This is a genomic window from Sodalis sp. dw_96 (assembly GCF_018449575.1).
In the GTDB taxonomy this organism is placed as follows: domain Bacteria; phylum Pseudomonadota; class Gammaproteobacteria; order Enterobacterales; family Enterobacteriaceae; genus Acerihabitans.
This window is the reverse complement of sequence record NZ_JAAVUT010000007.1, coordinates 220,666-245,242: the sequence shown is the minus strand read 5'-3', so window position 1 is coordinate 245,242 and position 24,577 is coordinate 220,666. Positions and strand designations below refer to the sequence as shown.

Genomic DNA, 24,577 nt, shown 5'->3' with positions numbered 1-24,577 from the left:
GATATAGATATAATAGACACTTGGGCGGGTGTAAAAATCTATATTATTTTCATCAAATTTTTGCATGATTAATTAATAGAAAGCCCTGGTGTTGGCATTATGCTGCATAGTAGAAATCGAATTTCTATTGCAATTGGTGTAAGTATTTTTTATAGATATTTAAGTTGGAAATGCTCGATCCGGTGGCATCAAAGGATGCCGAAAAGGACGTTTTTACTCGTTAAAAATTTATTTGATGATAGTAAGCATTGTTAAAGCATAATGTGAGGCGGCTCAAGAGTGGTATTTTTGGCCATTTGTCCTGGCTGTTATGCTAATAATTGCCGAGGCGCGAGCGTGCTGCATGGGGGATAGATTTCTTAATGCTGGCCGCTCGCGGCGTAGATATTCCGACGATTGTGCATCTCACGTCGTCAAGGAATGTCAGCCGTCCGCGCGCGGCGTAATACCCAATACGGCGGCTTCGGGCGCCTCCCCCGAGGCCAGGCGCAGGGTGGGGCCGTCATAATAAATGCGGCCATCCACGACAAGCAGGGTGCGCGGCGCGATACGCACGGCGTCATCCAGATTGTGCGACACCATCAGCAGCGTCAGGCCGCGTTGAACGCATACCTCCTCTACCCGTTGCAGCATATCGTTACGCAGCGCCGGATCGAGCGCGGAAAACGGTTCGTCCAGCAACAGAATCGGTCGGTCCCGCACCAGACAACGCGCCAGCGCCGCCCGCTGGCGCTGGCCGCCGGAAAGCTGGCCCGGCAGCCGCTGCAGCAATTCTACAAGCCCTACCTGCGCCGCCACCTCCCGCACCCGATCCCGTTGTTCAGCGTTAAGCCGCAGGCCGGGATGCAGACCGAGGCCGATGTTTTCCGCCACCGTAAGATGGGCGAACAGGTTGTTTTCCTGGAACAGCATGGATACCGGCCGCTGGTCGGGGGAGGTGGCGCTGTGATCTTCACCGTTCAGCGCTATCCGGCCGCTGTCCGAGGGTAAAAAACCGGCGATCAGATTGAGCAGGGTGCTTTTCCCCGCGCCGCTCGGCCCGAGCACCGCCACCTTTTCACCCCCCGCCAGCCGCAAATCGAAACGCATCGGCAAATGGCGGTAAAAATAGGTAACATTATCAAGCTGGATCATGTGGCCCCGAGAGTTTTTCAATGGCTGAGAACAAGATAAAACACAGCATTAACAGGACCAGCGCGCTCACCGCCCCGTCCTGATTGCGGTAGGCGCCGATTTGCTGGTAGAGATAATAGGGCAGGGTACGGAAATGCTCGTTGCCGAACAGTGCCACCACGCCGAAATCTCCGATGGAGAGAATGCTGGCGAAGGCCATCGCTCGTCCGATGGGTTGCCGCAGCGCCCGCCACTCCACCACCCTTAACCGTGCCCCGCCCCGGATGCCCAGCGACAGGCACAGACGGTTGTAGCGTTCCGCCACGTCCAGCATCGGTGTTTCCAGGATTTTCAACGCGTAGGGTACGGCCATCAGGGCATTGGTCAGCATCACCAGACCATAGGGAGATTGCGGCAGTCCGACGCTGTTATTGGCGAGCAGAAAGAAGCCGGTGGCCAGGACAATGCCCGGCATCGCCAGGATCATCATGCCGCTCAGATCGAGTAACTGCGCGCCCCAAATCGAACGGCGCAGCCGTAGTTCCCGGCCGCTCCATAACAGCATCAGCGTTAGGGTAACACACAGCAGGCCGGCGCCGAGGGCAATCCGTACCGAGGTAAGCATCGCCGACCAGAGGGCCGGCTGCGCCAAGGCCGCGGGGAGGTCGCGGTTAATGCCGCCGGCCGCCACCGCCAGCAGGGGCGGCAGCAATAAGAGCAATGCCAGCGCGATAACGATCCCGTCGAGGATTCTGCCGCTGCGGCTGTCGCGGGGATTGCGCCAGACCGCCGACCGGGTGTCCCCCACCGGGAAGGCCCGCGCCAGGCGTTGGCTGAACAGTACCAGCCCCAGGCAGCAAAACATCTGCAGCAAAGCCAGCAGCGCGGCGCGGCCGGGATCGTAGTCGTAGCTCAGCGCCTGGTAAATGGCCAGTTCGATGGTGGTGGCTCTGGGGCCGCCGCCTAGCGAGAGCACGGTAGCGAAACTGGCGAAGCACAGCATAAAGATCAATGCCGCCGTCGGCAGCAGTTGGCGGCGTAACCAGGGCCACTCCAGCAGCCGGAAAAAATTCCAGCCGTTGATATTGAGCTGCGCCGCCAGCTGGCGCTGTTCCGCCGGGATACTTTCCAGGGCCTGTAACAACAGGCGCGTTGCCAGCGGCAGATTAAAAAAGACATGAGCCAGCAGAATGCCCGGCAAACCGTAGGGGGAGAAGCCATAGGGCAGGTGCAGCGCCGTGCTCATTTGCGCCAGCCAGCCATGGCGGCCGTAAACATCCAGAATACCGAATACCGCCACCAGCACCGGCATCACCAGCGTCATGGCGCAAAAGCGCAGCAGCAGCAGTCGACCGGGGAAACGACGGCGAAAAAGCGCGCGGGCGAGAAAAATCGCAGGCAACACTGACAATACCGCCGACAGCAGCGCCTGCCAGAAGGTAAATCGCAATACATGTCGAAGGTAACCGTCGGTTAGCATATCCCGCCACTGGGTGGCCGGGGCGTTGATCCACAAGGCGCCGATGGCCGCCAGGGCAATCGCGGCCAGCAGCGTCGCCGCCAGCAATCCCGGCCATAACCAGCGGGGTATTATTGGCTGACGGCGCGCAGCCATGTCTGGGTCCAGTTGTTCCGTTGTTTCGCCACTTCCTGCGGCGTATAGGACAGTGTTTTTTGCGGCGGCTGGTCAAAACCGGCCGGCAGCGGGCTCTTTATCACAGGATACATCCAGTTGCCGGTGGGAATGGTTTGCTGGAAAGCCGGTGTCACTATGAAGCGCATAAACTGTTGCGCCAGATCGGGATTTTTACTGGCAGCCAGCTGTCCGGCCACTTCCACCTGCACATAATGTCCTTCGCTGAAGGATGCCGCGGCGTAATTATCTTTTTTCTCCTCCACGATGTGATAGGCCGGCGACGTGGTGTAACTGAGCACCATATCCGCTTCCCCTTTCAGGAACAGACCGTAGGCCTCGCTCCAGCCCTTGGGTACGGTAACGGTCTTTTTCGCCAGGCGTTGCCAGGCCTGGGGCGCGTCGTCGCCATAGACTTTTTGAACCCAAAGCAATAAACCCAGCCCCGGGGTGCTGGTGCGGGGATCTTCATAGATGATTTTCAGCGGAGCCGGGCCATCAATAAGCTCATGCAGGCTGCCGGGGGGATTTTTAAGCTTGTTTTTATCGTAAACAAAGGCGAAATAGCCGTAATCAAAAGGCAGGAAGGTAGCATCATGCCAGCCACCGGGCAGGCTAAGACCGGCGGTATCCACGTTATGGGGTTTAAACAGATGGGTATCCTGGGCGGCCTGGATCAGATTGTCATCCAACCCCACCACCACATCCGCGCTGCTTTTCTTCCCTTCGATACGCAGGCGATTGAGCAGCGCGACGCCGTCTTCCTGAACAATGAATTTCAGTTCACAGCCGCATTGGGCTTCAAACGCCTTTTTTATCGCCGGACCGGGGCCCCATTCGGAGGCGAATGAGTCATAGGTATAAACCGTCAGTACAGGTTTTGCCCACGCGGGTATAGAGGCCAGCAATATTAGGGAAGGTAACCATTTTTTTAGCACGTTGCGCTCCTGAAAAAAAAGTGGCAAAGGTGTTCTGAGGCAGCGCGGCGCACTCTCAAATCCCTTCGCCGGTATTAACCGGATCAGGTTCGACGGGTGTAGTCTCAGCGATATTCGCCGGCATAAAGCCGGAAAAGTTCGCACCCCGTTGAGAACACGTTCATTGTAAAGGGTTTGTTCGCCTCTTGACAGCGTTTAGGGCTCCGGCGGCGCAAACCAGGCGGATTTGAAATCGAACCAGCCGAGAGCGTTCATGCGCACGCCGCGCATGCTGCGTTGCCCTTGCAGGATCATCCGGTGGTGAAACAGGGGGTGCAGGCGGTGATCGGTGACCAGCGCGCGGCACCATTCAGCCAGCGGAAATTGCCGGCTGCGCCAGGCTTGCGCCGCGCGGGCGAAATCGGTTTGCAGGCAATGATGCAGTAAAGGCATTTCGTAGAAGGTGGCGAACAGGGAGAACTCCAGCGGCGGAGAAAAGTTGGCGCTGCCCAGCCAGATGTCGCTTTGCGCCGCGCCCTGATGCCAGGCTTCGTAGTGCAGGGTATTGACGGTCAGCTGGATATCAAGCCGCGCCAAGACCTCGGTCAACGCCCGGCATAAGTCATCAAATTCGGAATGGGCGTGGTAGACCGTCAGCCGCAGATGGGTCAATCCCGGCGGTTTAGGGCGCGCCCCGGCCGCCTGGTTATGATGCCAACGCGGCAGGAGACCGTAGGCCGGCGACCAATAGTGCTGGTAGGCCGGCCCGGCTTGAACCAGCATGGATATCGGGTCGATGTTTTCGCAGAGCCAGCGTCGATGCTCGGGGTTTTGCATCAGCGGCGAGCGCTGATCGAACAGGATAAAATAACAGCCGTCCCCCAGGCGGGTTTCCAACTCATCATGCCCGCTGTCGTCCCCTTGCAATTGCACTCCCGAATAGGTCAACTCCGCGGTAAGATCCGGCAACACCCAGATATTCACCTCGTCAATCAGCGCCCGGTAGCCGAAATAGTCGTCAAAGGCCCGAATTTTTAATTGACGCGGACCATTGTTAATCACCGCGTACGGCCCGGTTCCGATGGGATGACGGGTGAAATCAGGCAATGTCGGCCATTCCTGCGGCAATATCATGGCCGATATACTGCCCAGTAGCCAGGGCAGCCACTCGTCCGGCGCGGACAAGGTGATATCGACGGTATTGGCGGTGGTTGAATCAACAGCATCCAGGTGGCTGAACAGCGGCTGCTCTTTTAAGCGCAGCAGCGACAGGCATACGTCGTCGGTGGTCAGTTCGCGCCCGTGATGAAAATGAATGGCCGGGCGCAAATAAAAACGCCAATGCAGCGCAGAGACCCGCTGCCAATGATGGGCTAAATCCGGCTCCAGTTCCCCATTTTCCTCATTTATCCGGGTCAGTCCGCTGAATATCTGGCGCACGACATGGCTTTCCGAGCGCCGGAGCGGTGTGCCCGGCAGCAAGTTTTGCAATGAACGATAGTAAAGGACCCGCAGAATATGCTTGCCCTGCCGGAAGCTGCGGCCTACATGGGACAGCAGCATCTGGCGCACCACGTCTTTATCCCCTACCAATTGCACCAGTTGATCGATGCTGCCCTGCTCCAGCAAATCGTCTGCCCGCTGCTGTTGCAATGCCAGACCGGTATAAAGAAACGTGAGATGGGAGTGTTTGCCGCGGCCAGCCTGTGAACGCCACTCCAGCCAGCCCATGTCCTGCATCGCTTTCAGCAGGGATCGGACATGGCGCCGAGAGCAACTGAGCACCAGCGCCAATTCCTGGAGGGTGGTCTCTTGCGTCTGCCCCTGACAACTTTGCCACAGGCGGATGAACTGCTGATGCAACCGGGATGAAGACATAAAAGAGGAACTCTCCTTCGAAAGCTATCCATTTTTCTTCCGCTATAATAAGCCGATAATCGCTTTATCGAAAGGGAGCGACGGGAGCGTGACAGATGAAAAAACCGGTATTGCGACGATTTTATCAACGCTATCTGCGTGCCATCAGTAAAGGCGACCGCCCTAATAAGGCGCTAAGCACCGCGAGGATGGCAATATTATTACAGGTCACCCAGTGGCACATCGATAAGATGCCGGAAAACGAATACCAGCACTGGATATAATATTCTATGAATAAATATCCATGGTATAAAGATGAAGGGTATAAACGTAAGCTTGTTAGTATTGGTGTAATTAACCAGCCGGGAAGTAATGGCTTGCCGGTTTTTTTATGGACAGAGGCGGTTAGATATATAACGGAGAGGGTTGAAGAAATCAACATATGATAAATTAAAATAGTCATTCATGAATAATGCCAAGAGGTTTGAGTTTGATAATGCCGGAACATTGAAATGAAAACTGTGCAATGCTTGCCGAGCAGAAAAGGTATATTGGGATTTAGATTTGTGATGCGTATAGCACGGTGTGGTGATATTAACATTGATGTTGACCGTGAATTCAGCGGCCATCGGTCATTTCCATCTAATTGTCCTGGTTAAGGCATTATTGATGTTGATAAGCCGTTATCGATTATATAATAAAACCTGTTATATCATTGAATATTAATGTAAAAATAAGTATTGTTTTTAAGGATTTGCCGGTTAAGATGTTCTGTCTGTCAACCACAATGATTGAATAATATGCCGGATGATACCCCGAAAAATTTTATTGAGTTTCATTGTGGTGACATGATCTGTCACCGTTATGATTTTATTGTGCAAGGCTGTGAGTTCTTGATTATTTTCTCCTTGGTAGATATCCGCGACGAGGATTATCATCAGTACCGATGCCAAGAGGTCGGGTTTAATATTCCTGCTAATAGTTATGATATCAAATTTGACCGTTTAGACAATTATATCAGTAACACTTTTTATGCGCCGCCCCTAAAAGGCGCCGGCCTATATGGCCTGGGATTTCTGCATGAACTTACGCACAGGCTGAAAAATATTATAACATTGCATTATAATATTTATGCCACTAAAACGTATTTTGCCGTAGCGGAAAATCAAAGGCTAAAGCGGTTTTATCACCGTATTTTACAGCGCTCATTTGATGATGTAATATACGAAGTATCCACCGATCTGGGTGAGGGAGGCAAAGGTTATGCAGTTAAAACGCGATGTTTCTGAAATTAAAAAAATGACCGTCAAAGAAAGAAAGGTTGAAGGTATGCGTCAGATTAAAGCAGCCTTCGAACAGGCCGCCGCCGCTGGCAATCTTAAAGTAGGGGCGTCATCTCTGTAAACCGGGGTGTAACGTTTTTTTATGCAAATCAAAACCGGCCCCTAATAAACCTTAGGGGCCCGGAATTAAAACTGTGCTTGGGTGTGTTGCCTTCAACTGAAGCCGGAGAGTAAAACTCCCCAGCTTCTAACACGATGGCTGGCGACGGCCAACCTAATATCAAAAAGAGCCGTTAAAAATAGTGTGAATACTATTGTAAAAACACCGGCTGTTTGGCTTCGTACTCGGTAATGGCGGTCTCGTGCTGCAACGTTAGTCCGATGCTATCGAGGCCGTTTATCATGCAATGACGGCGAAAAGCGTCTATCTCGAACGGGTAGGTTTTATCGCCGGCAATCACCTGCCGCCGTTCCAGATCCACGGTAAAGGTGACGCCTTCATGGGCATTTACCAGCGCAAACAGTTCATCCACCTGTTCAGAGGGCAGGGCCACCGGCAGCAATTGGCTGCTAAAGCTGTTGCCGTAAAAAATATCGGCGAAGCTCGGGGCGATAACCACCTTGAAACCGTAATCGGTCAAGGCCCAGGGCGCATGTTCGCGGGAAGAGCCGCAGCCAAAATTTTCCCGGGCCAGCAATATGCTGGCGCCGCGATAGCGTGGCTTATTCAGCACAAAATCGGGATTGGGCTGTGCCCCGGCGTTGTCGAGAAAACGCCAATCGTTAAACAAGTGCTGGCCGAAGCCGGTACGGGTGACTTTCTGCAAAAATTGCTTCGGAATGATGGCGTCGGTATCCACATTCGCGGCATCCAACGGCGCCACCAGTCCGGTATGTTGTGTAAATTTTGCCATGTTGCTGACTCCCTTAGTTCAATTCGCGAATATCGGCAAAATGCCCGGTGACCGCCGCCGCCGCCGCCATCGCCGGACTCACCAGATGGGTGCGTCCGCCGCGGCCCTGTCGCCCTTCGAAATTACGGTTGCTGGTGGATGCGCAACGTTCGCCTGGGTTCAGCCGATCGTTGTTCATTGCCAGGCACATGGAGCAGCCGGGCAAACGCCATTCAAAGCCGGCATCAAGGAAAATCTTGTCCAGCCCTTCGGCTTCCGCCTGCGCCTTAACCGGACCGGAACCCGGCACCACGATGGCCTGTACGCCCGAAGCCACCCGACGGCCTTTGGCGATGGCCGCCGCCGCGCGCAGATCCTCAATGCGTGAATTGGTGCAGGATCCGATAAAGACTTTATCAATAGCCACATCGGTCAAACGGATGCCCGGCTGCAAATCCATATAGGCCAGCGCCTTGGCGGCGGAATTGCGTTCCGCCGGATCGCTGAACGATTCCGGCGAAGGGATGATTTGATTAATGGCGATAACCTGTCCGGGGTTAGTGCCCCAGGTGACCTGCGGCGCGATATCTTCCGCATGCAGGGTAACTTTCTTGTCGAATACCGCGTCATCGTCGGAACGCAAGGTCTTCCAATAGGCCACCGCCTGCGGCCAGTTATCGCTTTTCGGCGCAAACTGACGGCCCTGCAGGTAAGCGAAGGTGGTATCGTCGGGTGCCACCAGTCCGGCCTTGGCGCCCATTTCAATCGCCATATTGCACAGGGTCATGCGGCCTTCCATGCTCAGGGCGGCGATGGCGTCGCCACAGAATTCCACTACATGTCCGGTACCGCCGGCGGAGCCTATCTTGCCGATCACCGCCAGCACGATATCCTTGGCGGTAATGCCGACAGCGGCCTTGCCGGTGACTTCCACTTTCATGGTCTTGGCCCGGCCCTGTTTCAAGGTCTGGGTGGCCAGCACATGTTCCACTTCCGAAGTGCCGATGCCGAAGGCCAATGCACCGAAAGCACCGTGGGTAGCGGTATGTGAGTCGCCGCAGACAATGGTCATGCCCGGGAGTGTCATGCCCTGTTCGGGACCGATCACATGCACGATACCCTGATAGGGGTGGTTCAGATCGTAAAGCTGGACGCCGAATTCAGCACAGTTTTTGATTAATTCCTGCATCTGGATGCGGGCCATTTCGCCGCTGGCGTTAATGTCCCGGGTCTGGGTGGAGACATTGTGATCCATGGTGGCGAAGGTTTTACCCGGTTGGCGTACCGGGCGGCCCATGGCGCGCAGGCCGTCAAACGCCTGGGGAGAAGTCACTTCGTGCACCAAATGGCGGTCAATGTATAACAGCGGTGTTTCGTCCGGCGCCTGATAAACCACATGCGCATCATATAATTTTTGGTATAACGACTTGCCCATAATCTTTATGCCTCTTGAGTAATATAACCGGCAATGAGGGTGCCCATCTCGTCGGTGCCGGCCCCTTGGCCGTCGCCAGCCAGGTCAGCGGTGCGGTGACCGGAGGCCAATGCCCGGTTCACCGCCTGCTCGATGGCATCGGCGGCGTCGGCAAGGCCCAGGCTGTAGCGCAGCATCAGCGCGGTGGAAAGAATCTGCGCCACCGGATTGGCGATATTTTTACCGGCTATATCCGGGGCCGACCCGCCGGCGGGCTCATACAAACCGAAGCCCTGTTCATTCAGGCTGGCGGAAGGCAGCATGCCCATGGAACCGGTGATCATGGCGCATTCATCGGATAAAATATCGCCGAACAAATTCGAGCACAGCAATACGTCGAACTGCGACGGATCTTTAATCAGCTGCATGGTGGCGTTGTCGATATACAAGTGCTCCAGGGCAACATCGGGATAATCTTTGGCAATCTCGCCGACGATCTCCCGCCACATGATGGAAGTTTGCAGCACGTTGGCCTTGTCGATGGAGGTGACCTTATGGCGACGCTTGCGGGCGGATTCAAAGGCGATACGGGCGATACGCTCGATTTCGAAACGGTAGTAGACCTCGGTATCGAAAGCATGTTCATGCATGCCGCTGCCTTCCCGGCCTTTGGGCTGACCGAAATAAATTCCGCCGGTAAGTTCGCGTACGCACAAAATATCGAAACCTCTGGCGGCAATGTCGGCGCGCAACGGGCAAAAAGCTTCCAATCCCGGATAGAGACGGGCCGGCCGCAAATTGCTGAACAGTTTGAAGTGCTTGCGCAGCGGCAATAACGCGCCGCGTTCCGGCTGCTCATCCGGCGGCAGGTGTCCCCACTTCGGGCCGCCCACCGAGCCGAACAGGATGGCATCGGCCTGCTCGCAGCCGGCGAGGGTGGCATCGGGCAGCGGGCTGCCGTGCCTGTCGATGGCCACTCCGCCCACATCGTATTCGCCGGTGGTAATCCTCAGCGCGAAACGTTCGCGCACCGCGGCCAAAATCTTATAGGCTTGCGCCATGACTTCCGGGCCAATGCCGTCTCCCGGCAATACCGCTATATGATAGGTCTTGCTCATGTTCACACCGTTTCCTGATAATCCCGTTTATTGTTTTGTCCTTGCAGACGCTGCAGTTCAATTTCCACCTGCTGCGCCCGCCAGATGTTATTCATTACATGCACCATGGCCTTGGCGGACGATTCAATAATGTCTGTGGTCAGACCGACGCCGTGGAACCGGCGGCCCTGGTAATCTACCACGATATCCACCTGCCCCAGCGCATCCCGGCCGTGGCCCTTGGCGGTCAGCTGATATTTCTGCAGGACAATGGGGTAGCCGGTGATGCGGTTCAGCGCCTGGTAGACCGCGTCCACCGGGCCGTTGCCGGTGGCGGCTTCCGCCGTCACCTCTTCGCCGCAGGCCAATTGTACCGAGGCGGTGGCGATATCATGGGAGCCGGACTGGACGCTGAAAGAGTCCAGGCGGAAATGCTCGGGTTCTTCCTGCTGCTTGCTGATAAAAGCCAGCGCTTCCAGATCGTAATCGAATACCTGGCCCTTTTTATCCGCCAATTTGAGGAAGGCGGCATACAGTTCGTCCAGGTTATAATCCTGTTCCTGATAGCCCATTTCGTGCATGCGGTGTTTCACCGCCGCGCGGCCGGAGCGTGAGGTCAGGTTGAGCTGTACCTCTTTGAGTCCGATGCTCTCCGGCGTCATGATTTCGTAGTTTTGCCGGTTTTTCAGCACCCCGTCCTGATGGATACCGGAAGAGTGGGCAAAAGCGTTGGAGCCCACCACCGCCTTGTTGGCGGGAATCGGCATATTGCACAGCTGGCTGACGATTTGGCTTGTGCGGTAAATTTCCTGGTGGTTGATATTGGTGTGCACGCCCATGATGTCCTCGCGCACTTTAATGGCCATGATCACTTCTTCCAGGGCGGTGTTGCCGGCCCGTTCGCCGATGCCGTTCAGGGTGCCTTCCACCTGGCGCGCGCCTGCCTGTACCGCGGCGATGGAGTTGCCCGTCGCCATGCCTAAATCGTCATGGCAATGCACGGAAATAATCGCTTTATCGATATTGGGCACGCGCTGGAACAGGGAAGTGATGATACCGCTGAATTGCAGGGGAGTGGTGTAGCCGACGGTGTCCGGGATATTGATGGTGCGGGCGCCGGCGTTAATGGCCGCCTCGACGATGCGACACAGGTTATCGATGGGGGTCCGACCGGCGTCTTCACAGGAGAACTCCACATCGTCGGTATAGTTGCGCGCGCGTTTTACCGACTGTACCGCCATTTCCATCACCTGTTCGAAGCTGCGCTTGAGCTTGGATTCGATATGCAGGGTGGAGGTGGCCAGGAAAACATGGATACGAAATGCCTCGGCGACCCGCAGCGCTTCGGCGGCGACATCGATATCTTTCTCCACGCAGCGGGCCAGGCCGCAGACCCGGCTGTTCTTGATTTGCCGGGCAATGGTCTGGACCGATTCAAAATCCCCCGGGGAAGAGACCGGAAAGCCCACTTCCATGATATCGATGCCCATCCTTTCCAGCGCCAGGGCGATTTGCAATTTTTCTTTTACACTCAGGCTGGCCTGTAACGCCTGTTCCCCGTCGCGCAGCGTGGTATCGAAAATAATAACTTGTTGGCTCATATCCTGTTCCTATTTCGCTGTTCTTGGCGCATTGCGGGCATAAAAAAACCCGCGCAATGCGCGGGTTTTTATCTGGGACGTTTGAGTCAGTTCTAAACTCCGTGTACCAGCGTACCGCGCATCATGGGTGCGAGTAGTAGTAGGCTTAGTAGGCGGGTAGAAACGAACATAATATATCGGCGTCCAGGTCATGAATATCTATTGATATTTATTGGTACATGAATCGTTCTTTAAAGTCAATATTTCATACATAATGCTTATCACAGAGGGGCGGATGGTCACCTTGTAGTGACAATGTTAACATCCGTAATTGCTCCCAATAGCAGTGCTGTGAAGTTATCTGTGAAGGTTTTCCAGTTTAATCGACTCTAAATCAATTATTTTACGGAATAATGAATAATTCATACCAGGCCGATAATTTTTTTGGCAATTGCCTGGCTCATCAACAGGCGCTATCGTTACCGGTCATAAATTAATAATAACCAGTCATTCAGGGTGTCATTGCTGATATTTTCCCTGTGCCAAGCGACAGTCGGCGTTGCCGCTGTCGGAGAACCTACGTAAGCCTGGAGGCAAACCCATGGAGATGTTGTCAGGAGCCGAGATGGTCGTCCGGTCGTTAATCGATCAGGGCGTTAAGCATATATTCGGTTATCCCGGCGGGGCCGTATTGGATATTTACGATGCATTGCATACGGTCGGTGGGATTGAACATATTTTGGTGCGCCATGAGCAGGGTGCGGCGCATATGGCTGACGGCTATGCCCGCGCCACCGGCAAGGTGGGCGTGGTGCTGGTGACTTCAGGGCCCGGCGCCACCAATGCCATCACCGGCATTGCCACCGCCTATATGGACTCCATCCCGCTGGTGGTGATATCCGGTCAGGTGGCGAGTCAGCTTATCGGCTACGACGCGTTTCAGGAATGCGATATGGTGGGGATCTCCCGCCCGGTGGTAAAACACAGCTATCTGGTTAAAAAGACCGAGGACATCCCCGGCGTGCTGAAGAAGGCTTTCTATCTGGCCTCCACCGGCCGCCCCGGACCGGTAGTGGTGGATTTGCCCAAGGACATTCTCAGCGCGGCGGTGAAATTGCCCTATGTTTATCCGGACTCGGTGTCGATGCGCTCCTATAACCCCACCGTGCACGGCCACAAAGGGCAGATTCGCCGGGCGCTGCAAACCCTGCTGGCCGCCGAACGGCCGGTTATCTATACCGGCGGCGGGGCGATAACCTCGGGCTGCTACCAGGAGTTGCGCCAGCTGGCGGAAAAGCTGAACATTCCGGTGGTGAGTTCGCTGATGGGCCTGGGCAGTTTTCCCGGCACCCACCGCCAGAGCCTCGGGATGCTGGGGATGCACGGCACCTTTGAAGCGAATATGACCATGCACCGGGCCGACGTGATCTTTGCCGTCGGCGTGCGTTTTGACGATCGCACCACCAATAACCTACTGAAGTACTGTCCCGATGCCACGGTATTGCATATCGATGTGGATCCTGCGTCGATTTCCAAAACCGTGACGGCGGATATTCCTATTGTCGGCGATGCCCGGCAGGTACTGATTCAAATGCTGGAGCAGCTGGATCAGAACGATGCCCGGCAGCCCTTCGATGCGTTGCGCGACTGGTGGCAGGACATTGAGCAGTGGCGTGGCCGCCACTGCCTGGACTATGACCACAACAGCGGTAAAATCAAACCCCAAACGGTCATCGAGACCTTGTATCGCCTGACCGGCGGCAATGCTTATGTGGCCTCCGACGTGGGACAGCATCAGATGTTCGCCGCGCTCTATTACCCGTTCGATAAACCCAGGCACTGGATTAATTCAGGTGGCCTCGGCACCATGGGCTTCGGCCTGCCGGCCGCTCTGGGGGTGAAGTTGGCCTTGCCCGAGGAGACGGTGATTTGCGTGACCGGCGACGGTAGTATCCAGATGAATATTCAGGAGCTCTCTACCGCGCTGCAGTATGGATTACCGGTGGTGGTGGTGAGTTTGAACAACCGTTACCTGGGCATGGTCAAGCAGTGGCAGGATATGATTTATTCAGGCCGCCACTCCCAATCCTACATGGAGTCGTTGCCGGATTTCGTCAAGCTGGCGGAAGCCTACGGTCATGTGGGTATCTCCATTCAAACGCCGGAAGAGCTGGAGCCGAAGCTTGCCGCCGCCCTGGCGCAAAAGAATCGCCTGGTGTTCGTCGATGTCATGGTTGATGGCTCGGAACATGTCTACCCCATGCAAATTCGCGGCGGCGGCATGGACGAAATGTGGTTAAGCAAAACGGAGAGGACGTGATTATGCGCCGGATTTTATCGGTATTATTGGAAAATGAATCGGGCGCCTTATCGCGGGTAATCGGGTTGTTTGCCCAGCGCGGCTACAATATCGAAAGCCTGACCGTGGCGCCTACCGACGATCCCACCTTGTCGCGCATGACCATCCAGACCATGGGCGATGCCAAGGTACTGGAACAGATAGAGAAACAGCTGCATAAACTGGTGGATGTGCTGCGGGTCAGCGAACTGGGCCAAGGCGCGGGAACCCATGTGGAACGGGAAATCATGCTGGTCAAGGTGCAGGCCAGCGGCGTGATCCGCGAGGAAGTCAAACGCTGCGCCGATATTTTTCGCGGGCAGATAGTGGATGTGACTCCTTCGCTGTATACCGTTCAATTAACCGGTACCAGCGATAAGCTGGACGCGTTTTTGGCCACTATTCGTGAGGTGGGGGAAATTGTCGAGGTGGCCCGCTCCGGTATCGTCGGCCTTTCCCGGGGCGATAAGGTGATGCGCTGATTGTCTGACCGGGCGCATTGCCCGGATAACAGGGCCTCTTCATTCAGAGGCTTACATTGTTTAAGGTATCTCATCTCTCACATTTACTTCTTAGCGTTTTCTGCTGATAGTTGTAGCATAGTTTAATTCCCCGATGGGATTATGGACATCTAGGGTAATTTTTAACCTTATCAGCGCAAAGGAGTCTCTGTGAAACTGGATGAAATCGCGCGCCTGGCTGGTGTTTCGCGCACAACCGCCAGTTATGTGATCAACGGCAAAGCGAAACAGTACCGCGTCAGCGATAAAACCGTTGAAAAGGTGATGGCGGTGGTGCGTGAGCACAACTATCATCCCAATGCGGTTGCCGCCGGGCTGAGGGCGGGGAGGACGCGTTCCATCGGTCTGGTCATCCCGGATCTGGAAAACACCAGTTATACCCGCATCGCCAATTACCTTGAGCGGCAGGCGCGCCAGCGTGGTTATCAGCTGCTGATCGCCTGTTCCGAGGATCAGCCGGATAATGAAATGCGCTGTGTCGAACACCTGCTGCAACGGCAGGTGGATGCCATCATCGTCTCAACCGCTCTGCCACCGGAACACCCTTTTTATCAACGCTGGGCTGAAGATCCCTTTCCCATCGTGGCGCTGGATCGTGCCCTCGATCGCGAGCATTTTATCAGTGTGGTGGGTGCGGATCAGGAGGATGCGGAAATGCTGTCCCGTGAACTGCGCACATTTCCCGGCAAACAGGTGCTCTATCTCGGCGCCTTGCCTGAGCTGTCGGTGAGCTTTTTACGCGAACAGGGATTCCGGCAGGGATGGGGAGACGATCCCCGGCAGCCCGATTACCTCTATGCCAACAGTTACGAGCGTTCGGCCTCGGCGGCGCTCTTCAGCCAATATCTGGAAAGCCATCCGATGCCACAGGCCATTTTCACCACCTCTTTTTCTCTGCTGCAGGGCGTCATGGATGTGACGTTAAAACGTAACGGGCGTCTGCCGCCGGATTTGGCCATCGCCACCTTCGGGGATAATGAGCTGCTGGATTTCCTGGAATGTCCGGTGCTGGCGGTGGCGCAGCGCCATCGGGAAGTCGCGGAGCGGGTGCTGGAATTGGTGTTGGCTAGCCTGGACGAACCGCATAGGCCGAAGCCCGGACTAACGCGTTTGCGACGCAACCTTTTTCGACGCGGGTCCCTCAGCCGCGCCTGACCCCGTGAAAACCAATCTGAAAGCATGGCTCCGGGAGAGAGGAGCCATGTGGGTTAGTTGACGTAACCCGCCACATGGAACAGCCGGCGGCAATACTCGAGAAAATAACCGTATGCCACCCCCAGTATCATCGAACCAACTGCATTGGACGCCACCGCGGTAATGATTTGCTGCGTATCCGCCCCTACCGACCAAAGAATAGCGACATAGACCGGTGACTGGAAACTGACGTATGCCAGCAGGTCGGCGATACTGCGGGTCCAGAATGTATCGGGGCCGTAACGCCGCGCAAAACGCAACACCGCATCGCGGTATTGTCCGAACGGCCAGGCAATGGCGATATTCACCGGCAACGAAACCAGACGCGATGAAAGTGACTGTTCCACGCTCATACCCGACAGCAGGATCTCTATAGCCATCCCTGCTATGAAACAATACACCACCAAAGCAAACGTATCGGCCGCAGCCATGCGTAAACGAGACGAACGGGAAAACATAGCAGAGGCTCCAGAATAAAAAGGGTGCTAAACGTTGTGGATTTAACGATTAGTCGGCATAGTTTTTTATGATGCTTATCTCATATGATATAGGTTACATCACTGGCTGTGTCTAGTTAACTAGTGATTAATCTTTATTTTAAACGACAACGTGGTTCAATATGCCTGAAAAATATTCTTTTGACCAGAAACAGGCTATTAACCTCGGCATAAATGATAAAATCCTTCATTTACAACTAGTTGAAAGGGTGGTTGCTTGTAGCGAAAATTTAACCGTTGGGACAGACCTAAAGAGGGTAAGGGTATTTGGTCAATGGGTGATCTTTTAGGATAATTCCGGTTTAATCTAATAAACGGCACAACAACAAATAAAAAAATGCGGAGAAAATCTGCATCAGTGGAACTATTTTAACGTTAAAAAGGGGTTTTTATTTATACCGGCGGGATCGTTATATTTCTCTGGCAATTTACCTTAGTGAACAGTAACGGTTTTATAAAAAACCTGATGTTAAACAAAACAGGCGCATTTCTTGACCAGATGCCGATTGAGCGCCACGCGGAGGATGGCGTATAATCAGCCCGCCAGACAATCCGCCCCCCGCCGAGAGATGGGTTTTGGGTTATATCACAATTTTACGTATTTTTATCAGAATGTCCTCTTTATGAATATCATGATGTTATTTGTATACTTTTTTACCCATCTTCAACTAATTCCCTTCAGAGTGCCTTATTTCATGCATAAATAATCCCCTTCTTGCTCTTTAGTAGCTTGACAATGTTTTAATACCATTCGTACACTCTTTTGCGTGGGAATAAGTGGGATAATGTGGTGAAAAGGGTTTTAGAGGGGTAAATCAGCATATGTTCCGTGGGGCAACGTTGGTTAATCTCGACAGCAAAGGCAGGCTTGCCGTGCCAACCCGTTACCGGGATAAGCTGATCGAGGAAACGGAGGGCTTGATGGTCTGTACCATTGACCTTCACCAACCATGCCTGTTGCTTTATCCCCTGCCTGAATGGGAAACCATTGAACAAAAGCTGTCGCGTCTGTCCAGCATGAATCCCGCCGAACGCCGTGTTCAGCGTTTGTTGCTGGGGCATGCCAGTGAATGTCAGATGGACGGCGCTGGTCGGTTGCTCATTGCGCAAACATTACGGCTTCATGCCGGACTTACCAAACAAGTGATGCTGGTCGGACAATTCAATAAGTTTGAGTTGTGGGATGAACAGACCTGGTATCAACAAGTCAAGGACGATATAGACGCTGAACTGTCGGCGCAGGAACCGCTTTCTGTACGACTGGAAGACTTGTCTCTATAGCTATGGCAGAAACTTACCTACATACCACCGTCTTGCTGGATGAAGCGGTAAACGGCCTGAATATACGCCCCGAGGGTATTTACATCGACGGCACCTTCGGGCGCGGTGGTCATTCACGTCTTATCCTGTCCCGCCTGGGAGCGGAAGGACGTCTGCTGGCTATTGATCGCGACCCGCAGGCCATTGAGGCCGCGCGGGCGATGCTCGACACCCGGTTCAGCGCAATCCACGGCCCGTTTTCCGCCATGGCCGATTATATGGACGATCGGGAACTGACCGGACGTATAGACGGCATCCTGCTGGATTTGGGCGTCTCTTCCCCGCAGCTGGACGATCCCCTGCGGGGATTTTCATTTATGCGCGACGGACCGCTGGATATGCGGATGGACACCACCCGTGGTCTGTCCGCCGCCGAATGGCTGCTCAAGGCGGACGCCGACGACATCGCCTGGGTATTGAAAACCTTCGGCGAGGAGCGGTTCGCCAAACGTATCGCCCAGGCGATCGTGGAAAAAAACCAGCAATCGCCGATGACCCGTACCCATGAACTGGCGGAGCTTATCTCGAACGCCAGCCCGTTTCGTGAAAAGCACAAGCATCCGGCCACCCGAAGCTTCCAGGCCATTCGCATTTATATCAATAGTGAACTGGAAGAGCTTGAGCGGGCGCTGGACGGCGCCCTCCGCGTATTGGCCCCCGGCGGTCGTTTATCGGTAATCAGCTTTCATTCACTGGAAGACCGGCTGGTTAAACGCTTTATTCGCGATCATAGCCGCGCTCCCCAGGTTCCGGCTTACATGGCGTTAACGGAAACGCAGATCGCCGCCCTGGGCAAACCGCAGCTGAAGGCCGCCGGCAAGATGCAGCCGTCCGAGGGTGAAGTGGCGGGCAATCCTCGCGCGCGCAGTTCGGTACTGCGCCTGGCGGAGAAGCTGCCGGCATGATGGGCAACGAGCGTCACGGGCTGATTGGCGTCATCGGTTCGGACCTGCTGCGCCATGCCAAGATAGCGGTGATATTGCTGGTGGCCGTGCTGGTGTCGGCAATGCTGGTGGTGACGACCACCCATGAAACCCGCAGGCTAACCGCCCAGCGGGAACAGCTTGTATTGGAGCGGGATGCGTTGGATATCGAGTGGCGCAACCTGATTCTGGAAGAGAACGCCCTGGGGGATCATAGCCGGGTGGAACGTATAGCGACGGAAAAACTAAAGATGCAGCATGTGGATCCTGCACAGGAAAATATCGTGGTTCAACAATAACGAACGCAAACGGATGGCCAAAAATTAATGAAAGCCGCACGGGCGATTAGATTGAAACGCTATGTTGATCAAGCCAGCTTTGTAAGCTGGCGTTTTGCGTTGTTGTGCGGCTGTATCGTTATCGCCTTGTTGGGGCTGGTATTCCGGGTGGGGTATTTGCAGGTGATCAATCCCGACATGCTGGTGCGTGAAGGGGATATGCGGTCCCTGCGCGTGCAGGAAGTGCCCACTTCCCGGGGCATGATCAGCGACCGCGCGGGACGTCCGCTGGCGGTGAGCGTGCCGGTGAATGCCGTCTGGGTCGATCCGAAAGAGCTGAACGACCGGGGCGGCATTACCGCCGACAGCCGCTGGAAGGCCTTGTCGGACGCGTTATCGCTGCCGCTGGATCAGATGGCGTCCCGTATCAACGCCAATCCAAAAGGACGTTTCGTTTATCTGGCCCGTCAGGTTAACCCGGCCGTCGGCGACTATATCCGCAAACTGAAGCTGCCGGGGATTAATCTGCGGGAAGAATCCCGCCGCTACTATCCCGCCGGTCAGGTCACCTCTCATCTGATTGGTTTTACCAATATCGACAGCCAGGGCATCGAAGGGGTTGAAAAAAGCTTTGATCGCTGGCTGACGGGGCAATCGGGTGAACGCACGGTGCGCAAGGACCGTTTTGGCAGGGTCATCGAGGATATCTCCTCGGTGGATAGCCTGGCGGCGCACAATCTGGTGTTGAGCATCGATGAACGCTTGCAGGCGCTGGTCTATCGCGAACTGAACAACGCGGTGGCGTTCAATAAAGCCGAGTCCGGCACCGCCGTGCTGGTGGATGTTAACACCGGCGAAGTGCTGGCCATGGCCAACAGCCCCTCTTACAACCCGAATAATCTTACCGGCACCTCGAAAGACGTGATGCGCAACCGCGCCATCACCGATATTTTCGAACCGGGATCCACGGTGAAGCCGATGGTGGTAATGACCGCGCTGCAGCGGGGCGTTATCAAGGAAAACAGTGTGCTCAACACCGTGCCGTATTACATTAACGGCCATCAAATCAAAGATGTGGCTCGCTATCCTGAGCTGACCCTGACCGGGGTTTTACAAAAATCGAGTAACGTCGGCGTTTCCAAACTGGCGTTAGCGATGCCGTCCTCTGCGCTGGTAGAGACCTATTCGCGTTTTGGGCTGGGAAAAGCGACCAATTTGGGGTTGGTCGGAGAAAGCAGTGGCTTATATCCCCATAAACAACGGTGGTCTGACATAGAGAGGGCCACCTTCTCTTTCGGCTACGGGCTAATGGTGACGCCGTTACAGTTGGCCCGGGTCTATGCGACGATCGGCAGTCTGGGCATATTGCGCCCGCTGTCCATTACCAAGGTTGATCCGCCGGTGGCGGGGGAGAGGATATTCCCCGAACCCCTGGTCCGTACCGTGGTGCACATGATGGAAAGCGTGGCATTGCCGGGCGGCGGCGGCACCAAGGCCGCCATTAAGGGCTACCGTATCGCCATCAAAACCGGTACCGCTAAAAAGGTCGGGTCAGACGGACAATACATCAATAAATATATCGCCTATACCGCGGGCGTTGCGCCGGCCAGCCAGCCCCGATTCGCGCTGGTGGTGGTGATAAACGATCCGCAGGCGGGGAAATATTACGGCGGCGCGGTTTCCGCACCGGTATTCGGCGCCATTATGAGCGGCGTGTTGCGCACCATGAATGTGGAGCCGGATGCGCTGCCCACCGGGGATAAAAATGAAATGGTAATTAATCAAGTAGAGGGATCAGGTGACCGAACGTAATTTGCGCGAACTACTGGCTCCGTGGATGCCTTTGGCGCCGGAGCAGGGGCTTCGGGAAATGACGCTGGACAGCCGTACCGCGGCCTCCGGGGATCTGTTCGTGGCCGTTGCCGGCCATAAAACGGACGGACGCAGTTATATCTCCCAGGCTATTGCGCAAGGTGTCGCCGCCGTGGTGGCGGAAGCGGACGGCGTGGCCGAGGACGGCGAATTACGGGTAGTGCACGGCGTGCCGGTGGTCTACCTGAGCCAGCTCAACCGGCGGTTGTCGGCCCTGGCCGGTCGTTTTTATCAGCAGCCGTCCCTCAAACTTCAGTTGGCGGCGGTGACCGGCACCAACGGCAAGACCACCACCACCCACCTGTTGGCGCAGTGGACGCAGCTGTTGGGTGAAGTGAGCGCTGTGATGGGCACCGTGGGCAACGGCCTGTTCGGTCAGGAAGTCCCGGTTGAAAACACTACCGGGTCGGCGATAGATATTCAGCAGACCCTTTATCAGTTGCAGCGGCAGGGAGCGACCTTTGCCGCGATGGAAGTCTCCTCGCACGGACTGGTGCAACACCGCGTGACCGACCTGCATTTCGCCGCCGTCGCCTTTACCAACCTCAGTCGCGATCATCTCGACTACCACGGCGATATGGAACATTACGAAGCGGCCAAATGGCGTTTATTCGCCGATTATCCGGTGGCGCAGCGCATCATCAACGCTGACGACGAGGTGGGCCGGCGCTGGTTGGCCCGGTTGCCGGATGCGGTGGCGGTGTCGGTAGCGGGACCGTTGCCCGACCCCCGCCCGGCCCGTTGGCTGCGGGTGGACAATGTGGCGTACCACAATACCGGCGTCGGTATTGAATTCGATTCAAGTTGGGGCGCCGGTCAGATCAAAAGCCGCCTTATCGGTGAATTTAATGTCAGTAATCTGATGCTGGCGCTGGCTACCTTGCTGGCATTGGGCTATCCGCTGGCGGAGCTGACCCGTACCGGCAGCAAGCTGCAATCGGTTTGCGGGCGCATGGAAGTGTTCCATGGCGGCGGCAAACCCACCGTGGTGGTGGACTACGCCCATACGCCGGACGCGCTGGAGAAAGCGCTGATAGCGGCACGGCTGCATTGCCACGGCAAATTATGGTGTGTATTCGGCTGCGGCGGCGATCGGGACAAAGGTAAGCGCCCACTTATGGGCGGCATTGCCGAACAGTATGCGGATCGGGTGGTGATCACCGACGACAATCCCCGCGGCGAAGCGCCGCAGGCCATTATCAACGATATTCTGACCGGTTTGCTGGATGCGGGCCGTGCCTTGGTGATTCCGGGCCGGGCGGAAGCGGTCACCAGCGCCATCATGCAGGCTTCGGAGCAGGATGTGGTGCTGGTGGCCGGTAAAGGACATGAGGATTATCAGCTGATCGGCCAGCAGCGGCTTGATTACTCCGACCGGACCACCGTGGCGCGTTTGCTGGGGGTGATGGCATGATTAACGTCTCCCTGCGCACCCTGGCGCCTCTGCTGGACGGAGAATTACTCGGCACCGATTGTATAGTCGGGTCGGTGACCACTGATTCCCGCGCCGTGGACGAATCTTGCCTGTTCGCGGCCCTTGCGGGAGAAAATTTCGATGGTCATGATTTCGTCCCCCAGGCAGTCGCTGCGGGAGCGCGGGCTTTACTGGTAAGCAAGCGCTTACCGGTAGGGGTGCCGCAACTCGTGGTGGCCGATACCCGTCGCGCCCTGGGATTGCTGGGGGCCTGGGTTCGCCGCCAGGTGCCGGCCAAGGTGGTGGCGCTCACCGGCTCCTCGGGGAAAACCTCGGTCAAGGAGATGACCGCCGCTATCCTGCGCCAATGCGGGAGCGTCATGGCCACCGCCGGTAATTTTAATAACGATATCGGCGTGCCGCTGACCCTGTTGCGGCTGACTCCCGAGGACGATTTCGCGGTAATCGAGCTCGGCGCCAATCACATCGGCGAGATAGCTTATACCGCCTCACTGGTTTGTCCCGACAGTGCGCTGGTGAATAATATCGCCGCCGCCCATCTGGAGGGGTTCGGCTCGTTGGAGGGCGTGGCCCGGGCCAAAGGGGAAATTTTTAACCGTCTGCCGGCCGGGGGACACGCCATCATCAACGCGGACAGTCACGACTGGCCTCATTGGCAAGGCCTGCTGCAACAGCAAACCGTTTGGCGCTTTTCAGTGACCGACCCAACGGCGGATTTCCATGCCGAGAGTGTCAGGGTTCGGGGCGGCGGCGTGCTTTTTACGCTACACACGCCGCTGGGGGCATGTCAGGTGAATTTGCCCCTGCCGGGACGTCATAATGTGGCCAACGCCCTGGCGGCCTGCGCCCTGGCATTGTCGGTAGGCGCGCCCCTTGAGGCGGTGAGCGCCGGGTTGGGGCAACTGAGCGCCGTGCCGGGGCGGCTGTTCCCCATTCCGTTAGGGGGCGGCCGGTTATTGCTGGATGACAGCTATAACGCCAATGTCGGCTCCATGACCGCCGCCGCGCAGGTACTGGGAGAGATGCCCGGCTACCGGGTCATGGCGGTGGGAGATATGGCCGAACTGGGGGACGAGGCGGCCCAATGCCACCGGCAGGTGGGAGACGCGGTCCGGCTGGCGGGTATCGATAAAGTATTAAGCGTCGGCAAACTGAGCGCCCTTATCGGCGAGTCCAGCGGATGCGGCGAGCATTTTTCGGATAAGGCGTCGCTGACTTCCCGTCTGGCGCAGTTGTTGTCCGAGCATGCGGTTATTACCGTGTTGGTAAAAGGTTCACGTAGCGCCGCAATGGAGCAGGTCGTGCGTGCGTTACAGGAGAAGGTGTCATGTTAGTTTGGCTGGCCGAGCATTTGGTCCAATTTTATTCGGGCTTTAACGTCTTTTCGTATTTGACGTTTCGCTCCATTGTCAGCTTGCTGACCGCACTGTTTATTTCGTTATGGATGGGACCGCATTTAATCGCCTGGCTGCAGAAACTGCAAATCGGGCAGGTGGTGCGCAGTGACGGACCAGAATCTCATTTCAGTAAGCGCGGGACCCCCACTATGGGCGGTTTGATGATTCTGTTCTCCATTACCGTGTCGGTACTGATGTGGGCTTACCCATCCAATCCTTATGTCTGGTGCGTGTTGTTTGTGTTGTTGGGCAACGGCGTGGTGGGGTTCATCGACGACTACCGCAAGGTGGTGCGTAAAGACACCAAGGGTTTAATCGCCCGCTGGAAATATTTCTGGCAATCGGTGATTGCGCTGGCGGTGGCTTTCACCATGTACGCGGTGGGCAAAGGGACACCGGCCACCCAGCTGGTGGTACCGTTCTTCAAAGATATTATGCCGCAGCTGGGCCTGCTGTATGTGGTGCTGGCGTATTTCGTTATCGTCGGCACCAGCAACGCGGTGAACCTCACCGACGGTTTGGACGGACTGGCGATTATGCCGACGGTGTTTGTCGCCGCCGGGCTGGCCCTGGTGGCCTGGGCCACCGGCAATATGAATTTCGCCAACTATTTGCATATCCCCTATATCCGTTTTGCCGGGGAGCTGGTTATCGTGTGCACCGCCGTTGTGGGGGCCGGACTGGGCTTCCTATGGTTCAACACCTACCCGGCGCAGGTGTTTATGGGAGATGTGGGTTCCCTGGCCCTGGGGGGCGCGCTCGGCACCATCGCGGTGCTGCTGCGCCAGGAGTTTCTGCTGGTGATCATGGGCGGGGTATTTGTGATGGAAACCATGTCGGTGATCCTGCAGGTGGGATCATTCAAACTGCGCGGCCAGCGGATATTCCGCATGGCGCCTATCCATCATCACTATGAATTGAAGGGCTGGCCGGAACCACGGGTTATCGTGCGCTTCTGGATTATTTCGCTGATGCTGGTCCTGATTGGACTGGCGACGCTGAAGGTAAGGTAAAT

Annotated in this window: 22 protein-coding genes and 1 riboswitch; of the genes, 13 read left to right on the top strand and 9 right to left on the bottom strand. The window is 55.9% G+C overall.

What is annotated here, in order from left to right; all coding sequences use genetic code 11:
* Positions 1-423: 423 nt before the first annotated feature.
* From thiQ to sgrR, 4 genes are all read right to left on the bottom strand, one after another.
* On the bottom strand, positions 424-1,134 hold the full coding sequence (gene thiQ / locus HB631_RS13375; RefSeq protein ID WP_213991652.1) for a thiamine ABC transporter ATP-binding protein ThiQ: 711 nt from the start codon (positions 1,132-1,134) through the stop codon (positions 424-426).
* Positions 1,121-2,728, bottom strand: coding sequence for a thiamine/thiamine pyrophosphate ABC transporter permease ThiP (gene thiP / locus HB631_RS13370; protein WP_213991651.1), 1,608 nt, complete (start codon positions 2,726-2,728; stop codon positions 1,121-1,123). The genes thiQ and thiP overlap by 14 nt, the downstream gene beginning before the upstream one ends.
* Entirely contained in the window at positions 2,704-3,684 is a 981-nt protein-coding gene (thiB, locus tag HB631_RS13365; protein WP_213991650.1) for a thiamine ABC transporter substrate binding subunit, read from the bottom strand. Before thiB ends, thiP begins: the two co-directional genes overlap by 25 nt.
* 42 nt (positions 3,685-3,726) lie before the next feature.
* A riboswitch (TPP riboswitch) is annotated at positions 3,727-3,842 on the bottom strand.
* A gap of 37 nt (positions 3,843-3,879) precedes the next feature.
* Positions 3,880-5,541, bottom strand: a complete 1,662-nt coding sequence (gene sgrR, locus HB631_RS13360) for an HTH-type transcriptional regulator SgrR (RefSeq protein WP_213991649.1) — start codon at positions 5,539-5,541, stop codon at positions 3,880-3,882.
* Between the two features lie 95 nt (positions 5,542-5,636).
* On the opposite strand from sgrR, the gene sgrT reads away from it, so the two are divergent.
* The 3 genes from sgrT (at position 5,637) to HB631_RS13345 (ending at position 6,924) form a co-directional block, all read left to right on the top strand.
* Positions 5,637-5,804: a glucose uptake inhibitor SgrT gene (gene sgrT / locus HB631_RS13355; RefSeq protein ID WP_255556980.1), complete on the top strand. Its 168-nt coding sequence runs from the start codon at positions 5,637-5,639 to the stop codon at positions 5,802-5,804.
* Between the two features lie 516 nt (positions 5,805-6,320).
* Positions 6,321-6,809 (top strand): hypothetical protein, encoded by a 489-nt coding sequence (locus tag HB631_RS13350; protein WP_213991648.1) that lies wholly within the window; start codon positions 6,321-6,323, stop codon positions 6,807-6,809.
* Positions 6,784-6,924 (top strand): hypothetical protein, encoded by a 141-nt coding sequence (locus HB631_RS13345; RefSeq protein ID WP_213991647.1) that lies wholly within the window; start codon positions 6,784-6,786, stop codon positions 6,922-6,924. Before HB631_RS13350 ends, HB631_RS13345 begins: the two co-directional genes overlap by 26 nt.
* A gap of 190 nt (positions 6,925-7,114) precedes the next feature.
* Here the strand turns inward: HB631_RS13345 and leuD are convergent, their stop codons facing one another.
* From leuD to leuA, 4 genes are read right to left on the bottom strand one after another with little or no spacing between them, the layout of a single operon-like run.
* Complete coding sequence (gene leuD / locus HB631_RS13340; protein ID WP_213991646.1) at positions 7,115-7,717, bottom strand: 3-isopropylmalate dehydratase small subunit; 603 nt, start codon at positions 7,715-7,717, stop codon at positions 7,115-7,117.
* A gap of 13 nt (positions 7,718-7,730) precedes the next feature.
* Entirely contained in the window at positions 7,731-9,131 is a 1,401-nt protein-coding gene (gene leuC / locus HB631_RS13335; protein ID WP_213991645.1) for a 3-isopropylmalate dehydratase large subunit, read from the bottom strand.
* Positions 9,132-9,136: 5 nt separating this feature from the next.
* Positions 9,137-10,228, bottom strand: coding sequence for a 3-isopropylmalate dehydrogenase (gene leuB, locus HB631_RS13330; protein WP_213991644.1), 1,092 nt, complete (start codon positions 10,226-10,228; stop codon positions 9,137-9,139).
* A 2-nt stretch (positions 10,229-10,230) separates the two neighbouring features.
* Positions 10,231-11,808 (bottom strand): 2-isopropylmalate synthase, encoded by a 1,578-nt coding sequence (gene leuA, locus HB631_RS13325; RefSeq protein ID WP_213991643.1) that lies wholly within the window; start codon positions 11,806-11,808, stop codon positions 10,231-10,233.
* A gap of 580 nt (positions 11,809-12,388) precedes the next feature.
* Here leuA and ilvI point away from each other — a divergent pair.
* The 3 genes from ilvI (at position 12,389) to cra (ending at position 15,801) form a co-directional block, all read left to right on the top strand.
* On the top strand, positions 12,389-14,107 hold the full coding sequence (ilvI, locus tag HB631_RS13320; protein WP_213991642.1) for an acetolactate synthase 3 large subunit: 1,719 nt from the start codon (positions 12,389-12,391) through the stop codon (positions 14,105-14,107).
* 2 nt (positions 14,108-14,109) lie between these two features.
* A complete protein-coding gene (ilvN, locus tag HB631_RS13315; RefSeq protein WP_213991641.1) occupies positions 14,110-14,607 on the top strand; it encodes an acetolactate synthase small subunit in 498 nt (165 codons plus the stop codon).
* A 189-nt stretch (positions 14,608-14,796) separates the two neighbouring features.
* The gene (gene cra / locus HB631_RS13310) at positions 14,797-15,801 is read left to right on the top strand and encodes a catabolite repressor/activator (protein ID WP_213991640.1); all 1,005 of its coding nucleotides are present in this window, start codon (positions 14,797-14,799) and stop codon (positions 15,799-15,801) included.
* 53 nt (positions 15,802-15,854) lie between these two features.
* On the opposite strand, the gene HB631_RS13305 is transcribed toward cra, so the two are convergent.
* A complete protein-coding gene (locus HB631_RS13305; RefSeq protein WP_213991639.1) occupies positions 15,855-16,298 on the bottom strand; it encodes an L-alanine exporter AlaE in 444 nt (147 codons plus the stop codon).
* Between the two features lie 861 nt (positions 16,299-17,159).
* On the opposite strand from HB631_RS13305, the gene mraZ reads away from it, so the two are divergent.
* From mraZ to mraY, 7 genes are read left to right on the top strand one after another with little or no spacing between them, the layout of a single operon-like run.
* Positions 17,160-17,618, top strand: coding sequence for a division/cell wall cluster transcriptional repressor MraZ (gene mraZ, locus HB631_RS13300; RefSeq protein ID WP_213991638.1), 459 nt, complete (start codon positions 17,160-17,162; stop codon positions 17,616-17,618).
* A 2-nt stretch (positions 17,619-17,620) separates the two neighbouring features.
* Positions 17,621-18,562: a 16S rRNA (cytosine(1402)-N(4))-methyltransferase RsmH gene (gene rsmH / locus HB631_RS13295; protein ID WP_213991637.1), complete on the top strand. Its 942-nt coding sequence runs from the start codon at positions 17,621-17,623 to the stop codon at positions 18,560-18,562.
* Positions 18,559-18,879: a cell division protein FtsL gene (gene ftsL / locus HB631_RS13290; protein ID WP_213991636.1), complete on the top strand. Its 321-nt coding sequence runs from the start codon at positions 18,559-18,561 to the stop codon at positions 18,877-18,879. The genes rsmH and ftsL overlap by 4 nt, the downstream gene beginning before the upstream one ends.
* A gap of 27 nt (positions 18,880-18,906) precedes the next feature.
* Positions 18,907-20,670 carry a peptidoglycan glycosyltransferase FtsI gene (locus HB631_RS13285; protein ID WP_213991635.1) on the top strand — a complete coding sequence of 588 codons (1,764 nt, stop codon included), beginning with the start codon at positions 18,907-18,909 and terminating at the stop codon, positions 20,668-20,670.
* On the top strand, positions 20,657-22,144 hold the full coding sequence (gene murE, locus HB631_RS13280; RefSeq protein WP_213991634.1) for a UDP-N-acetylmuramoyl-L-alanyl-D-glutamate--2,6-diaminopimelate ligase: 1,488 nt from the start codon (positions 20,657-20,659) through the stop codon (positions 22,142-22,144). The genes HB631_RS13285 and murE overlap by 14 nt, the downstream gene beginning before the upstream one ends.
* Positions 22,141-23,499: a UDP-N-acetylmuramoyl-tripeptide--D-alanyl-D-alanine ligase gene (gene murF / locus HB631_RS13275; RefSeq protein WP_213991633.1), complete on the top strand. Its 1,359-nt coding sequence runs from the start codon at positions 22,141-22,143 to the stop codon at positions 23,497-23,499. The genes murE and murF overlap by 4 nt, the downstream gene beginning before the upstream one ends.
* The gene (gene mraY / locus HB631_RS13270; RefSeq protein ID WP_213991632.1) at positions 23,493-24,575 is read left to right on the top strand and encodes a phospho-N-acetylmuramoyl-pentapeptide-transferase; all 1,083 of its coding nucleotides are present in this window, start codon (positions 23,493-23,495) and stop codon (positions 24,573-24,575) included. The genes murF and mraY overlap by 7 nt, the downstream gene beginning before the upstream one ends.
* The last annotated feature ends 2 nt before the right edge of the window (positions 24,576-24,577 follow it).

Coding starts and splice junctions, on each gene's coding strand:
- mraZ (WP_213991638.1), top strand. CDS start 17,160: ATGTTCCGTGGGGCAACGTTGGTTAATCTCGACAGCAAAGGCAGGCTT.
- leuD (WP_213991646.1), bottom strand. CDS start 7,717: ATGGCAAAATTTACACAACATACCGGACTGGTGGCGCCGTTGGATGCC.
- murF (WP_213991633.1), top strand. CDS start 22,141: ATGATTAACGTCTCCCTGCGCACCCTGGCGCCTCTGCTGGACGGAGAA.
- rsmH (WP_213991637.1), top strand. CDS start 17,621: ATGGCAGAAACTTACCTACATACCACCGTCTTGCTGGATGAAGCGGTA.
- thiP (WP_213991651.1), bottom strand. CDS start 2,728: ATGGCTGCGCGCCGTCAGCCAATAATACCCCGCTGGTTATGGCCGGGA.
- sgrR (WP_213991649.1), bottom strand. CDS start 5,541: ATGTCTTCATCCCGGTTGCATCAGCAGTTCATCCGCCTGTGGCAAAGT.
- mraY (WP_213991632.1), top strand. CDS start 23,493: ATGTTAGTTTGGCTGGCCGAGCATTTGGTCCAATTTTATTCGGGCTTT.
- ilvN (WP_213991641.1), top strand. CDS start 14,110: ATGCGCCGGATTTTATCGGTATTATTGGAAAATGAATCGGGCGCCTTA.
- ftsL (WP_213991636.1), top strand. CDS start 18,559: ATGATGGGCAACGAGCGTCACGGGCTGATTGGCGTCATCGGTTCGGAC.
- HB631_RS13345 (WP_213991647.1), top strand. CDS start 6,784: ATGCAGTTAAAACGCGATGTTTCTGAAATTAAAAAAATGACCGTCAAA.
- leuC (WP_213991645.1), bottom strand. CDS start 9,131: ATGGGCAAGTCGTTATACCAAAAATTATATGATGCGCATGTGGTTTAT.
- leuB (WP_213991644.1), bottom strand. CDS start 10,228: ATGAGCAAGACCTATCATATAGCGGTATTGCCGGGAGACGGCATTGGC.
- HB631_RS13350 (WP_213991648.1), top strand. CDS start 6,321: ATGCCGGATGATACCCCGAAAAATTTTATTGAGTTTCATTGTGGTGAC.
- HB631_RS13305 (WP_213991639.1), bottom strand. CDS start 16,298: ATGTTTTCCCGTTCGTCTCGTTTACGCATGGCTGCGGCCGATACGTTT.
- ilvI (WP_213991642.1), top strand. CDS start 12,389: ATGGAGATGTTGTCAGGAGCCGAGATGGTCGTCCGGTCGTTAATCGAT.
- HB631_RS13285 (WP_213991635.1), top strand. CDS start 18,907: ATGAAAGCCGCACGGGCGATTAGATTGAAACGCTATGTTGATCAAGCC.
- thiQ (WP_213991652.1), bottom strand. CDS start 1,134: ATGATCCAGCTTGATAATGTTACCTATTTTTACCGCCATTTGCCGATG.
- sgrT (WP_255556980.1), top strand. CDS start 5,637: ATGAAAAAACCGGTATTGCGACGATTTTATCAACGCTATCTGCGTGCC.
- leuA (WP_213991643.1), bottom strand. CDS start 11,808: ATGAGCCAACAAGTTATTATTTTCGATACCACGCTGCGCGACGGGGAA.